Annotated in this window: 9 protein-coding genes and 1 pseudogene; 3 read left to right on the top strand and 7 right to left on the bottom strand. The window is 45.4% G+C overall.

Annotation, left to right across the window (positions count from 1 at the left end; genetic code table 11):
• Positions 1–47 precede the first annotated feature (47 nt).
• Positions 48–1,556 (top strand): recombinase family protein, encoded by a 1,509-nt coding sequence (locus tag Q0R37_RS00365; protein ID WP_294749939.1) that lies wholly within the window; start codon positions 48–50, stop codon positions 1,554–1,556.
• Positions 1,557–1,574: 18 nt separating this feature from the next.
• On the opposite strand, the pseudogene Q0R37_RS00360 reads toward Q0R37_RS00365, so the two are convergent.
• The 3 genes and pseudogenes from Q0R37_RS00360 to Q0R37_RS00350 all read right to left on the bottom strand — a co-directional run.
• Positions 1,575–1,778 (bottom strand): annotated as a pseudogene (locus tag Q0R37_RS00360) (manganese catalase family protein); the annotation flags it as partial.
• 3 nt (positions 1,779–1,781) lie between these two features.
• Positions 1,782–2,030: a spore coat protein CotJB gene (locus Q0R37_RS00355; RefSeq protein ID WP_294749936.1), complete on the bottom strand. Its 249-nt coding sequence runs from the start codon at positions 2,028–2,030 to the stop codon at positions 1,782–1,784.
• Positions 2,027–2,290: a spore coat associated protein CotJA gene (locus tag Q0R37_RS00350; RefSeq protein ID WP_294749934.1), complete on the bottom strand. Its 264-nt coding sequence runs from the start codon at positions 2,288–2,290 to the stop codon at positions 2,027–2,029. The genes Q0R37_RS00355 and Q0R37_RS00350 overlap by 4 nt, the downstream gene beginning before the upstream one ends.
• Before the next feature lie 249 nt (positions 2,291–2,539).
• Here Q0R37_RS00350 and Q0R37_RS00345 point away from each other — a divergent pair, with 249 nt between their 5' ends.
• Positions 2,540–5,857 carry a beta-L-arabinofuranosidase domain-containing protein gene (locus Q0R37_RS00345; protein WP_294749932.1) on the top strand — a complete coding sequence of 1,106 codons (3,318 nt, stop codon included), beginning with the start codon at positions 2,540–2,542 and terminating at the stop codon, positions 5,855–5,857.
• 277 nt (positions 5,858–6,134) lie between these two features.
• A complete protein-coding gene (locus Q0R37_RS00340; RefSeq protein ID WP_294749930.1) occupies positions 6,135–8,051 on the top strand; it encodes a serpin family protein in 1,917 nt (638 codons plus the stop codon).
• An 88-nt stretch (positions 8,052–8,139) separates the two neighbouring features.
• Here the strand turns inward: Q0R37_RS00340 and Q0R37_RS00335 are convergent, their stop codons facing one another.
• From Q0R37_RS00335 to Q0R37_RS00320, 4 genes are all read right to left on the bottom strand, one after another.
• Positions 8,140–8,793 (bottom strand): hypothetical protein, encoded by a 654-nt coding sequence (locus tag Q0R37_RS00335; RefSeq protein WP_294749928.1) that lies wholly within the window; start codon positions 8,791–8,793, stop codon positions 8,140–8,142.
• Positions 8,794–8,974: 181 nt separating this feature from the next.
• Positions 8,975–10,885 carry an alpha/beta hydrolase-fold protein gene (locus Q0R37_RS00330; RefSeq protein WP_294749926.1) on the bottom strand — a complete coding sequence of 637 codons (1,911 nt, stop codon included), beginning with the start codon at positions 10,883–10,885 and terminating at the stop codon, positions 8,975–8,977.
• 407 nt (positions 10,886–11,292) lie between these two features.
• Positions 11,293–12,372 carry a hypothetical protein gene (locus Q0R37_RS00325; RefSeq protein WP_294749924.1) on the bottom strand — a complete coding sequence of 360 codons (1,080 nt, stop codon included), beginning with the start codon at positions 12,370–12,372 and terminating at the stop codon, positions 11,293–11,295.
• A 121-nt stretch (positions 12,373–12,493) separates the two neighbouring features.
• Positions 12,494–13,804: a hypothetical protein gene (locus Q0R37_RS00320; RefSeq protein WP_294749923.1), complete on the bottom strand. Its 1,311-nt coding sequence runs from the start codon at positions 13,802–13,804 to the stop codon at positions 12,494–12,496.
• Positions 13,805–13,854 lie beyond the last annotated feature (50 nt).

The raw sequence follows: 13,854 nt of genomic DNA, 5'->3' as shown, positions 1-13,854 counted from the left end.
ATAATCCCCTGCTCCGTGCAGGGGATATCTATAGAAAGGAGAAGCTTATGTCGAAGTATCTTGTTTATCTCCGCAAGTCCCGAGCCGACGGAGAGCACGAGACTGTCGAGGAAGTCCTTGCCAAGCACTATAAGATGATTCAGGACTATGCGGCTGCCAAGCTCGGCGGAACTATCCCCGAGGAGCTGATATACCGTGAGATCGTCTCGGGTGAAACTATTCAGGACCGCCCTGAAATGAAAAAAGTCCTCGACCGTATTCAGGCCGAGGATATCACGGGTGTACTTGTTATCGAGCCCCAGCGTCTGAGCCGTGGCGATCTGTCAGACTGCGGTACTGTTATCAGAGCTTTCCGCTATACCGAGACGCTTATTATCACACCGACAAAGACGTATGACCTTGCGGATAAGTTCGACAGGAAGTTCTTTGAAATGGAGCTCATGCGCGGAAACGACTACCTCGAGTATGTCAAGGAGATCATGATGCGCGGCAGGATCGCGTCTGTGCAGGCAGGAAACTATATCGGCAGCGGCTCTCCTTACGGCTACGACAAGATAAAGGACGGAAAGACTTTCACACTTGCTCCTAACGGTGAAGCTGATGTGGTGCGCCTGATGTTCGAGCTGTGGACTACAGGAAACGTAGGCACTACGACGATAGCACATAAGCTGAACGAGATGCATATCAAGCCGAGGAAGTCGGAGCTGTGGAGTTCGGCAAGCATCAGGGATATGCTGAGAAATCCCGTCTATATTGGAAAGATACGGTGGAACTGGCGAAAGAACGTCAAGAAGTACGAAGACGGAGAGCTTGTCACGTCACGCCCACACGCTAAGACCGAAGACTGGATACTCGTAGAAGGCAAGCACGAGGCTATCATATCAGAGGAAGTTTTCGATGCAGCGCAGGAACGCTTTGGGAAACTGCCGAAGACGAAGCCTAAGATGAAACTTAACAACGCTTTCGCAGGTATCATGCACTGCACTTGCGGCAGGGCCATGACATACCGTCCTCAGCCACGCTGCGAAGATCGCCTTTTATGCACAAATCAAAAATACTGCAATAATAGGTCGGCGATATATCAGGAAGTTGTTGACGAAGTTATCAAGGCTTTAAAAGGCTTTGCAGCTGATATAAAAGAACTTATCGACAAGCCACAAAAGCCCTCGGGAGTGCATAAGGCCGTAGCCGCTGCTCTTGAAAAAGAACTTAATTCTTTAGAAACACAGCAGGAACGCCTTTACGAATTCCTTGAGCAAGGAGTATATACTTCAGAAATCTTCACAAAGCGTAATGCAGCTTTAGCTCAAAGGCGCTCCGAGCTCCTTGAAGCTATTGAGAAGTCTAAGTCAGAGGAAGTACAAGAGGTCGACTATAAGCAGAGATATATCGCTCTCATGAAAGCAGTTCGAGCCCTGGAAGATGATACCGTAAGTGTAGCAGATAAGAACCACCTGCTCCGCTGTGTGATTAAAGATATAACATATCACAGGGAAACTGATATCCGAGGCAAATGGAAAAATGTCCCCTTCACACTGGATATTGAACTATTATAGTTATCATTTACATCATTAATGTGCGGATTCCTCAGTTCCGATATCGGTAAGGAGTCCCTTCACTTCGCCGTAGGGCATTGCGTAACGCTGATTGAGATAGCGCAGCGAAGCTGAAAGCTCGCCGTCAGGACCTCCGAGCTGTGATATGATTATCTTTGCAAGCTTGGCGTTCGGAGTTTTTATATTAACAGGATACTGTAATTTTTTCTCATATTGCCACATAATTTATCTCCTTTCCCACGGCCACGGATCATCGACCCATGTCCAGCGTTCATCACTTATGACCTGCTCGGGAGTGAGCGGACCGAATTTCCTTGTATATTCATCAAGAGCCTTGCTGCGAAGATCTCTGTACTTTCGGAACATGGCAAGCGCACGGCGGCAGTTGGGGTGAGTGTCAAGATACAGATCAAGCTCCTTGAGAGTAAAATCATACTTTTTTATCTTGCCGAGAAGTGTTTTCTGCTCATTCATCTGCTGTCGCCTCCTCCCGAAAACGGAAGATCAAGCTCGGGGAAAAGTGTTCCCCTGCTCAGAGCCTCATCATCGCCGTAGGTCTCTCCCCACTGCTGAAATGGCACATACGCCATAGCGAGAGGAGTTTTTTCGGGAAAGCGTGAAACTCCGCCGTTCCCGTTATTCTGCAAATAAGGTCTCATATCCGCCGTGTTGGCAGAGCTTTCACGCTCACGGAAAAACAGACCTTCCATATCGTCAAAAAGATCGAGTTTCATTGATGTGTCCTCCTTTCCTGCGCGGAGAACGTGTGCAGACGGCCTCCGCACGTTATATATTATGATATTTTGTACGCCGAGGTTACAGCAGCGGACACGACAAGTTCAACCCTCGGAAAATGTATCGGTTTCTGCACTATAGGATATGTTCCGTAATATTTTCAACCTTTTGCGTTATTTTATGGGTTGCTGTAAGGGAAAATATAATATAGAATATTATTGGATATTAAAATTTAAGGAGGAATCCATATGAGACCAAAATTCATGTCTCGTCTGACATCATTTGGATTATCCGCTGTTATGGCTTGTACTACGGCAAGCTTTCCCGCTCTCGGAGCTTCAGCAGCGGATAATACCGACATCATGAGCTTCAGCCTTGCAGACGTCACGATGACTGACGGATACTGCACGAACGCATTTGAAAAGGAGCTGAAATATCTTCTCTCATTTGACAATGACAGACTTCTTTCAGGCTTCCGCGAAAATGCAGGACTCAGCACCAAAGGCGCAAAGCGCTACGGCGGCTGGGAAAACACAAATATCGCAGGCCACGCCGTAGGACACTACCTCACAGCGCTTGCACAGGCTTATCTTCACTCCGAGCTGAACGACTCACAGCGCAAGGAGATAAGCTCGAAGATGTATGCCCTTGTGGACGGACTGCGCGAGTGTCAGAAGAACTCAAAGGGAAAGGCAGGCTTTGTATGGGCAGCTGCTCATCCAAACGGAACAAGTGTTGAGGTGCAGTTCGACAATATCGAAGCAGGCAAATCAAACATCATCAACGAAGCGTGGGTACCGTGGTATACCATGCACAAGCTCATTGCGGGAATAGTTGACATCTACAATGCCACAGGCTATGAGCCCGCAAAGGAACTGGGCTCGGCTCTCGGAGACTGGGTATACAGCCGATGCAGAACATGGGACAGCAGAAAGCATAATACCGTCCTTTCCATTGAATACGGCGGCATGAACGACTGCCTATACGACCTTTACATGATAACAGGCAAGGACGAACACGCAGCGGCAGCTCACTATTTCGATGAGACCAATCTTCATGAGGCTGTGCTCAAGGGCGGCGCAAATGTACTCAACAACAAACACGCCAATACAACTATCCCTAAATTTCTCGGTGCTCTGAAGCGCTATATCGCTCTCGACGGCAAGACCGTGAACGGCGAAAAGGTCGATGCTTCACGCTATCTGCAATACGCGGAGGCTTTCTGGGATATGGTGGTAACTCATCATACCTACATAACAGGCGGCAACAGCGAATGGGAACACTTCGGCATGGACGATGTCCTTGACAAGGAGCGCACAAACTGCAACTGCGAGACCTGCAACTCCTACAATATGCTTAAGCTAAGCCGCGAGCTTTTCAGGATAACAGGCGACAGCAAATATATGGACTTCTACGAGAATACTTACTATAACTCCATTCTTTCCTCGCAGAATCCCGAAACGGGAATGACCACCTACTTCCAGCCGATGGCAACGGGATATTTCAAGGTATACAGCTCCGAGTTTGACCACTTCTGGTGCTGTACGGGAAGCGGTATGGAGAGCTTCACAAAGCTTGGAGATACCCTATATATGCACAGCGATGACACGCTTTACGTCAATATGTATCAGAGCTCGGTACTCAACTGGGCAGACAGGAACATGAAGATAACACAGGAGAGCTCCATTCCCGAATCGGATACGGCAAAATTCACCATCAACGGCAGCGGCGCGGCAGAGTTCCGCTTCCGTATCCCCGACTGGACAGCAGGAAAAATGAAGGTAAAGGTCGGCGGCGAGGATTACTCCTACAAGACCGTAAACGGCTATGCTCAGGTAACGGGCGACTTCAAAACAGGAGACGTCATAGAGCTTACCATACCCGAAGCTGTCAAAGCATATCCCCTCCCCGACAACAAAAACGTATACGGCTTCAAATACGGTCCTGTAGTCCTCAGTGCGGAGCTCGGCAGGCAGAATATGGTTACAAGCTCCACGGGAATGTGGGTAACTATCCCCAAGGACAAGGTAACTCCGTCCGAGACCATACATATATCGGACAACAGATCGTCCGTAAGCACATTCATGGCGAACATAGACAAGCATCTTGTGAGAGACGGCTCATCCATGAAGTTCACACTCAAGGATACGGATCAGTCCCTTACCTTCTCACCTCATTACAGGCAGTATGAGCAGAGGTACGGCATCTACTGGAATTTCAGCAGTGACAATACTTCCGTCGAACGTCCGCCTCGCTGCGAAAAGACAGTTACCGATACCGTTCAGCCAGGCTACGGACAGTATGAAAATGATGATCTTCACAATATGCAGGAGTCAAATACTCAGGGCGTGACCGACGACAGCACCTACCGTTACGCAAAAAGCGGCGGCTATTTCACATACCGCATGGCAATAGACAAGGAAGCTGACTACAATTATCTTACCGTAAAGTTCCGCAAGTCCGACAATAATAAGACTATACGCATAACTGTCGGAGATACCATCCTTTACAGCAATACTCTTAACTATACAGGTACGGAAGATGTTTACGCTGTCAATATCATGCTCCCGCCCGATATTATTGAGAAATATTCGGAGCACATAACTTCTGACGGCAGCGAATATGATGTTGTAACAGTCGGCTTCTCATCGGACAACGACGAGGACTCCGCAAAGGTATGCGATTTCATCTACATGACAGCTGCAAGACCTCTCTATCAGTACGACAGCAGCATAGCCTACTTCGTTGACTGCGGCGACCACGATCCTTATACCGTAACAGGTTCGGACAAGCTCGGCTGTTACAACAGCGTGACCGAACAGATATACGGCTATGACGAAGTAACGGGCGCTGAATGGGGACTTGTGGACGATCCCACAGATCAGTACAGCGGCAGTTCAAAGAGCTCAGGACTTTACACTGCGAATACATGGTGCGATGAATACAATACCGCAGACGGCAGGGACAAAACAGCGACCTTCCGCTATACCAAAAATCAGTACGAAAACAATATTGATCGCCGCATCTCTTATCTTTTCACTCTCCGTCCGGGAAAGTATTCCGTTGAGATGTGCTTCAGCGACCCATGGAACTGCTCGGCATCTCCGTCTGTATATACGAACTATGATACAGACAATGCTGAGTGTATCATGAAGGACTGCATCACTGACGGAAAAACAGTTTCAAAGGCTGAAGCGTCTCCGAACAGTCAGGGCAAGCTGAAACTCGATATCGTTTCACAGGATAAGGCTATAAACATTAATTATATCATTATCCGCGAGCTTGAAAGCTATCCTCTGCCTACCGTAACAGCAACAGCCTCACCACAGCCGACAAATCCCGGTGACGCAAACTGTGACGGTGAGATAGATATGTCTGACGCCGTGCTGATAATGCAGGCACTTGCAAATCCTAACAAATACGGTATAGGCGGCACTGACAAGGACGCTTTGACACAGCAGGGATACGCAAACGCCGATGTCGATACGGGCAGCAAGGGACTTACCACAGGCGACGCACTGCGTATACAGCAGTATCTTCTCCACATGATCTCCTCATTTGAGTAACAGAACAGACTTAGAAAAGCTCCGTATCCGCGGAGCTTTTCTGTTGCATAGTAATCTTTTAACAAATGCATTTTTTGTTAAAATACAGCGTTTTTAATTATGAAAATTATAATATCATTTTATGCATTATCACATAAAAATTCTGCACAAATTAGTCTTAATGCCGTTTTTGAGCTCAGCTGTCTGCTTTGGATTGACAGTCAAAAAACAGGGTGATATACTGAAAATATGGGATTTAACTCATGACTTCACTAAAAAACGAGAGGAGTAATGTATTATGGGAAACATGAAAAAAATTACTAAGATCACAGCAGGCATCATGAGTCTTGCGCTCGCTTTCGGCACCGCAGGCTATCTTCCAAAGAGCAGCCCTGACATATTCAGCGCAAGTGCTCAGACAACACAGCAGCAAACGTATGAGTATGAGCTGAAGAACATATGTATATACAATGCTTACGATTTTGACGGAGAATTCCGCATTGAAGCTATTCCAAAGGTCGGCGGCGTATATTCCACATGGTATCCGTCACGGATACTGCATTTAGTCGTACCGCTAACAGCTGACGATGGAGCCGACGCCGCAGAAAAGAAGAAAATTGAAAGAAACAAAGCAATGATAGACGAATTAAGCGAGGGTACCATCGTTACTCTGAAAATAAGATGTCCGAGAGAGTATCAGTCGCTCCGCGAAGCAGAGAATGAAGTCGATGAAAATTTCTCAAGCAGGGAACGTGAATATCTGATAGATGAAATAGTTTATGTCAAGTCACCCAGCGTTCATTTCTACGGCGACATCAACGACGACGGAGTTGTCGATTCATTCGACCTTATCGCCTACAGAAAGTACCTTGCGGACAATTCGGATAAGGAGCTCACAAATGATATGTTCCTCAACGCCGACATAAACAAGAATGATGAGATAGATGCCGACGACCTTGCAAGAGTGACAGATTATCTCCTCGGCGCCGCTGATACTTTCTACGGAAACGCTGATATCGGAAGCGTAAGACTTGACAATACCTTAGATGTTCTTGCAGAAGAAGGCAAAGCGACCGATGAAGCTTTTGCAAAGGCAGAAATGAAGTTCGGAGTTGAGCTGCTGAAAAAATGCTTTGACCCTACAAAGAACGGTGAGGAAAATCTGCTCATATCTCCCCTTTCGGTCTCAACTGCACTTGCAATGACTGCAAACGGAGCCGACGGCAATACAAGGGATGAAATGGAAAAGGTTCTCGGAAACGGGCTTTCACTGGAAGATATAAACGAGTATATGGCATATTATATGGCACATCTCCCCGACGAACAAAAGGAAAAGATCTATGTTGCCAACTCGATATGGATAAAGAACGATCCCGCATTTGATGTGAAAAAGGACTTCCTTGAAGCAGACAGGAAGTACTACGATTCAGCTGTATACAAGACTGCATTTGACGACAGCACCGTAAACGACGTCAACGGCTGGGTGGATAAAAATACAAAAGGCATGATACCCACACTTCTCAGTCCGGGCGCTTTCAAGCCCGAAGACCTGATGATGCTTATCAATACCATTTATTTTGAGGCTGAGTGGCAAAAGCCTTACAAATACAGCGATGACGGAGAATTCACCGACCTTGACGGCAATGTTCATAAGATACAGAGAATGGACAGCGTAGAGACCATGTACTTTGACCTCGGCGACGCAGACGCTTTCAAGAAGCCGTACGCAGGCGGCGATTACAGCTTTGTGGGAATACTTCCCAGGGATAAGGACATAGTTGAGTATGTCAGGGAGCTTGACGGTGAAAAGCTAGCAGAAGGTCTCAAAGAATATGTTGACCCAGATACTATCGAGCTTAACGTAATGATACCGAAATTCAGGTATAATTACTCGAAGTCCCTAAAGGATATCCTCAGTGATATGGGCATGAGCGAGGCATTCACATCAAATGCTGACTTTACAAAAATAAGCGAATCCGTAAACGGTCCGCTTTATATCGGCGACGTGTTCCACAAGACAAGGATAGAAGTGACCGAGAAGGGCACAAAGGCAGCTGCCGTTACATATGTAATGATGATGGGCAACGCTGCACCTCCTCAGAAGGAAAAAATATATATCACCCTTGACAGACCTTTCATATACATGATCGTTGATAAGAACAATGTACCTGTATTCATAGGCGCAGCTACTCAGCTCGACGAAAATCAAAGGTAAAAAAATGTGAAAAGCCCCGAAGCAGTATGATGAACTGCCTCGGGGCTGCGTTTCAATGCAAGTGACCGTGACTTCGGTCACTTTTTATTTATGTACTGCTTTTTTCTTCCTTATCATTCAGAAGCTTCCTTGCAAAATGTTCGCTGAAAAACTCGATAAGCGGTCCCATAAAAAATGCTGTTATTATCGTACCGATGCCTGCAATAGTCGGTATCTCACTTAATTTACCGCCGCCTGCTATGAACATCACCGAACCGAGCACTACACAGCACACATCCGTACATATACGTATGAACTTGAATTTGCCGATCTTCCACTTGCTGGCCATTATCAGCGCTACCGCATCATAAGTCGAAACTCCGAGATCAGCGGTTATGTACAGCGAAGAACCGATGCATATGATAACTATTCCCGCTATCAGGAACACAACCCGCAGCGGCATGGAGGGTTCGGGTATCATCCATCTCAGCAGCTTGTAGGAGTACTCCGTTACATAGCCTAAAAGGAAGAGATTGATAAATGTTGCGATACCGATGTAATGCCTGTCAAATATCAGACTGAACGTCAGCAGGACTGCGTTGACAATGACATACAGAGTACCGAAGCTGATAGGTATGAGCTTGCTTATACCGCTCATGAAGGACTGAAAGGGATCTACTCCGAAAGCAGCCATTTTGAAAACAGCGACGCTGACAGCACCGATCATGACTCCCATAATTGACATAATGATTCTTTTTTTCATGTTTTCTCTCTTTTCATAATTTTTTACTGAATGATTATATCACAGCATCAGCAGCAAGTCAACCCGTTAATTGCTATGTTATCAGCTAAAAAATGCGATTCAGACCCTCAATAAAAAGTTATGGGGAAGAAGCTTTCTTAAGGAAGCTTCTTCCCCGAGCAGTATTTATATACTTCTCCGATCACTCATCAAATGCCGGGATCTTCTTTGCAAGATAATCACCTATTTTAAGAGCATCCTTAGGTGTAACACCGTCGCCTGCTTCAACATCTGCGTTAGCAAGTCCCTGTGGTGTGATATGGGTGCTTGCTGTTCCGTTCACACCGTATTTATTAGGATTTGCAAGGCACTGCATAATGAGTACAGCATCAGCCATATCTACATTTGTATCCAGGTTTGTATCTCCCGGGATAGTCTTTTCAAGCTTTGTGGTAGTTGCAGAAGTTGTTGTAGTTGTAGCCTTCATTGTTGTGGTAGTTGCCTTCGTGGTAGTTGCCTTCGTGGTAGTTGTTGTAGGCTTGGTCGTAGTAGTAGCCTTTGTTGTAGTCGTAGTCTTTTTTGTTGTAGTTGTAGTAGGCTTAGCTGTTGTAGTTGTAGTCTTTGTGGTCGTTTTTGAAGCTGTAGTCGTTGTAGTAGTCTTTGCTGTTGTAGTCACTACAGAAGTGCCGCCGTTATCAGTGATATTGAGCGTTGCAGGTGCACCGCTCTTATTTGTGTCGGTCTCCTTAAATCTTACGTAATAAGTACCCTTTGCAAGACCTGTTATTTCCGTACTCTTACACGAAGTATAGCCTGAAGCATTAACATTCTTATACTCCATTGCGGTAGTAACATTCTTTATAGCGCCGTTAGCCTGTCCGTTTGTGCAGTTAACTGCCGTAAGTCCCGTAGGAGCTGCAGGACCATCAGCTTTCTGTATAAGACCTGTAGTTGCAGAGATAACTCCCGAATATTTTCCTATGCTGCTGCTAACATTGCAGGTGATCTTATGGCCGACATCTTCAGCTGTAAGGATATAGTGATCTTCTCTCTGATAAGCGATCTCTTTATCGTCTCTGAACCAGTGATAAGAATAAGGTATACGATAATTTGCTGTCGGAGTTGAATTTGCAGCGTTGCTGTTGCTTACATTAGCTTTAAGTGAGAAACCGCATTTTTCCTGGCCACCGAACTTAACTGTACCTGTTAATTCAGGTTTAGTCACAACATCACCCGGTCTTACTACGGTTCTTTCAGGTGCTTTACCGAATGCAAGAGCTAACTCATCATCAGTCGGCTCCTTGCCGTCATGCTGCAGCATATAAACGAAGTAGAAAAGGCTCTTTCCGAAATATTCCCATGAATGAGTACCGCTCTTCCATGTCAGCTTTGTAGCATTTTCTTTTTCACCGAATTCGGTATAGTATACATCTCTTACCGAGATATAATCGGGCTCCTGCTCACCTGCTGCCATAAAGAAGAAGCGATCATCGTCTGTATTGAACTTATAATCCTTTGTATCGTCGTCATTGAGCATCCAGCTCTTCCAAACGCTTCCGGGATACAGACCGAAAGGTGAAGGACTGATTATTCCGAGGTAAGGGAACTTCTCCCTGTACTTGCTTCCGCCGTAGGCAGTAACGGCACCGCCCAGTGACCAGCCTGCAAGGGCAAACTTCTTGGATTTGTCGATCTTACTGCTGATAAGCTTCTCAAAAGTACCGTCTTCCATTCTTTCAACTACTTTTGGAAGCTGATACTTGGTAAAGTCCTCATGGCTGTTATAGCCGCCGTTCTGGATAACATAAGGTGTAACGACTATCATCGGCTCTATAAGTCCTTTATTTACCCAGTCAGTCATTGCATCTCTTACATTTGCTGCTACAACGGAATAGGAAAGGTCTCCGTGTTGGAAAATAGCTGCGGGGTATGTACCCGGAACATCCGGTTCCAGTATGCAGCCGCAGTCAGCGCTCGGATTCTTTCCGTATGTTGCGATCTTATAAGTGATCTTACCTTCTGCCTGTACGCGTGACTCAAGGCATTCCGAGGGAAGAATGCAGAAGAGCATAGCCACAGACAATAATGCTGCTGTGAATTTTTTCAGTTTCATTTTCTCATCCACTCCTTTAAATGTTTTTATAATTTGTTGATATCCTTGCATGATGATCCAACATTTGCATTGATTATATCACAAAACTCTGCGAATGTCAACAGTATGTAATATATATTTTTTTAAAATTCAATGAAGAAATATAAAAAAATTAATATAAACCCCCGAGTTTTTCGCATAAATCCGTGATTCTGATATAACATCAGCAAACACAGAACTCTATGCCATCAGCTGAATATTCAACAAATTGTAATACAGGATTAATTTTATACTTTTAAATGCAAAGCTGTGGATATGACATTTCATGCATATATCATATCCTTCTGTAGCTTTAACAAAGCAACGTCCGAACGGAGTCAAAAACCTCATTCGGACGTATTATTAACAGTTGTTTCAGTTCAGCTTTATCAGTCTACCTGAAAAGCATCGCCGATCTTGGGCATACGGAAATTCTCAATATAGATCGGAAGTCCATCAACATCACGCAGCATTGCGTTATTCTCGGGAAATACCTTAGTGCCCTTTACAGGTATTTCGTTTTCTCTTCCGAGCATACATAGAAGCTGTGCTTCCGAGAAATTGAGACCGGCATTTGCAAAAGTCGATGTGAAAGCAACATGGCGCAGATTTATCTCTGTTATCATCGGTTTTCCGTCGGCATCCTCCTTAAGATCCACAACAACAAGACCGTTCATTTCCTCGCCTGTCTTTTCGAGTATCTTGTTGACGCCCTTAAGTGATATATCAAACACGTTCTTATCATTGAGAAGTCTTCCGTAAGAGGTATTTCCTGTTATTCCCGATACGGCTACCTTGCCCATAAGGTAATCGACTCTCTCTGCAACGCCGTACTGTACCAGCTCGCCTTTATTATAAGAAAGGAAGCAGGCAAGATTGCGTCCCGGCAGGAACTCGGCAAGCATAAATGTATCAATATTTTCGTTTATCTCTACCCATGCACAAAGGTGTTTGTAGTCATGAGCAAGGTATGCGCCCTTGCCCGATGTTGTACCCTCTGAATAATCGCGTATCCACATGGGGTATTCAAGCTTGATCTTATCGGGAGCATTGAGGAGCTCATCATTGCTGAGGACCTGGAACTTAGGAGTAAGACCTGTACCCGTAAGGTTCTCGTAGAGTCTCTTCTTGCTTATGACCTCTTCGCCGAAAACAGGAGGTATCCTCATAAACTTTACATCAAAAGGATTTTTTGACCAGTAAAGAGCCTCGGGCTCGGGGATAACTATAGCACATTCTATCTCGTTCTCGTCAATTATACGCTGCATGATACCGCGATAATCAGGCGAGTTGAAAGGAGGAACATAGTATACCCTCTTGTAAAGTCCCTCATAAGGAGCATATTTCAGATTACATATATCTGTTCCTATAAATTCGATTTTGTTTTTAAAGAACTCACTCTTGTTCAAAGAACGCACTACAGATCTTGATGTAACTCCGCAAGCGCCTGTTACTAACATTTTAATCATTATTATTTCTCCCATAATTTTATTTTTTATTGATAATCAAACCATTACCAAAATACGCTCCCCGCAATACAGCGAATTATTTTGGTCTATCCGCATTTTACAATACAGTACACCGAAAACGTCAGTGCTTCCATTCGCAGACGACAGGCTTTCTCTTGCCCGAGGTCAGAAGAGGGATCTCATTGACAAGCTCAACGCCGATATCAGCTTTCTCGCCGAGAATCCCCTTCAGTTCGCTTACGACCTTTTCCAGCTGAGACTCATCGGTGACCTCAAGCTTGATCGTATATTTGTACTGATCATTCTGAACGAACTGCCACTGACGGATGGTATCGAAATTCTTAAGTGTTCTTCCGAAATTCATGGGATGAACAGGCTGATCGTTGGAGTCAAATACCATGTCCATCTTTCTGCCGAAAAGCTTTTCGATGTAAGGCCAGCCGTTGCTCTCCTTTGTACCTTCGTGGAATATTGCCGTATCTCCCGTATCATATCTTATCATCGGGAAAGAATAGTTATACAGGTCGGTAAGAACTATCCTTCCGAGCTCGCCGTATTCGGCAGGCTCGTCCGAATCCATTTTCAGGCATTCAAACACATAGTCGGCATGATTAAGGTAAAAATTTGTCCCATTGAGTCTCTGGTGAGCGAGTGTTCCCGCTTCCTCGTCGGCATAGGTCTCAACGATAGGTATGCCCGCGAGCTCCATCATGCCCTCTTTGGTGGCAGGATTGAGTCCCTCGGAAATAGACAGACAGACCTTCAGTGATTTAAGGTCATCCTTTGTACATTTTCCGCGTTTCAGATAATCGAGGAGAAAATCGTACCAGCTGGCATAGGCTCTTAAAGCGAAAAGCTTTTTGCTCTTTATCGTTTCCACAAGCTCTGCCATTTTTGAATCGTCAAGATTGCCCACCTGAACAGGATAGATGTTTTCCCAGAATATCTGCTTCTTCGACTTGGTGTGCCATTTTGTCCAGATACGGCACTGTCCCAGCTTTTCGTGAGACTTGAAGCCCACAGTATCGTTGAAGTACTTTAACGCGCCGATACGTCTCTGTCTCTTGCGCGTATCCTGCGGGACCGCAAAGGGGACTCCCGTACTGCCGCTGGTTTTCTGAATGAAGATATCCCCTTCCTGCCACGGGATCTTTTCCTTCGGTACACTGTTGGCATCGTGGTTCTCAACGAGGATCAATTTGTTCACGACAGGAAATTCGTGCAGGGACTTTCCGGCATAAGCGGAATAAAAAGCTGAGTTCTTGGTCGCCCAGTCAAGGAGCTCCTTCAGCTTCTCATCCTGTTTTTTCTTTCCGCTTTCGGAATCGGATAAAACAGAGGCGATATCCTTCCGGATATTCCAGATCTTTCCGCCATGGAGCAGATCATTCGTCCAATATAACGTGCGCTTAAATAAGCCGTCTAAACTCATTATATCTTCCTCTCCGTAATAATTTATTAATAATTATTATATACCATAAA

This window comes from uncultured Ruminococcus sp. (genome assembly GCF_946415235.1).
In the GTDB taxonomy this organism is placed as follows: domain Bacteria; phylum Bacillota; class Clostridia; order Oscillospirales; family Ruminococcaceae; genus Ruminococcus.
The sequence above is the reverse complement of the archived record's forward strand: the minus strand, read 5'-3'. Positions and strand labels throughout refer to the sequence as shown.

What these genes read in the sequence shown, in the direction of transcription:
- Q0R37_RS00365 (WP_294749939.1), top strand. Translation starts at nt 48, where the DNA reads ATGTCGAAGTATCTTGTTTATCTCCGCAAGTCCCGAGCCGACGGAGAG.
- Q0R37_RS00355 (WP_294749936.1), bottom strand. Translation starts at nt 2,030, where the DNA reads ATGAATGAGCAGAAAACACTTCTCGGCAAGATAAAAAAGTATGATTTT.
- Q0R37_RS00350 (WP_294749934.1), bottom strand. Translation starts at nt 2,290, where the DNA reads ATGAAACTCGATCTTTTTGACGATATGGAAGGTCTGTTTTTCCGTGAG.
- Q0R37_RS00345 (WP_294749932.1), top strand. Translation starts at nt 2,540, where the DNA reads ATGAGACCAAAATTCATGTCTCGTCTGACATCATTTGGATTATCCGCT.
- Q0R37_RS00340 (WP_294749930.1), top strand. Translation starts at nt 6,135, where the DNA reads ATGGGAAACATGAAAAAAATTACTAAGATCACAGCAGGCATCATGAGT.
- Q0R37_RS00335 (WP_294749928.1), bottom strand. Translation starts at nt 8,793, where the DNA reads ATGAAAAAAAGAATCATTATGTCAATTATGGGAGTCATGATCGGTGCT.
- Q0R37_RS00330 (WP_294749926.1), bottom strand. Translation starts at nt 10,885, where the DNA reads ATGAAACTGAAAAAATTCACAGCAGCATTATTGTCTGTGGCTATGCTC.
- Q0R37_RS00325 (WP_294749924.1), bottom strand. Translation starts at nt 12,372, where the DNA reads ATGATTAAAATGTTAGTAACAGGCGCTTGCGGAGTTACATCAAGATCT.
- Q0R37_RS00320 (WP_294749923.1), bottom strand. Translation starts at nt 13,804, where the DNA reads ATGAGTTTAGACGGCTTATTTAAGCGCACGTTATATTGGACGAATGAT.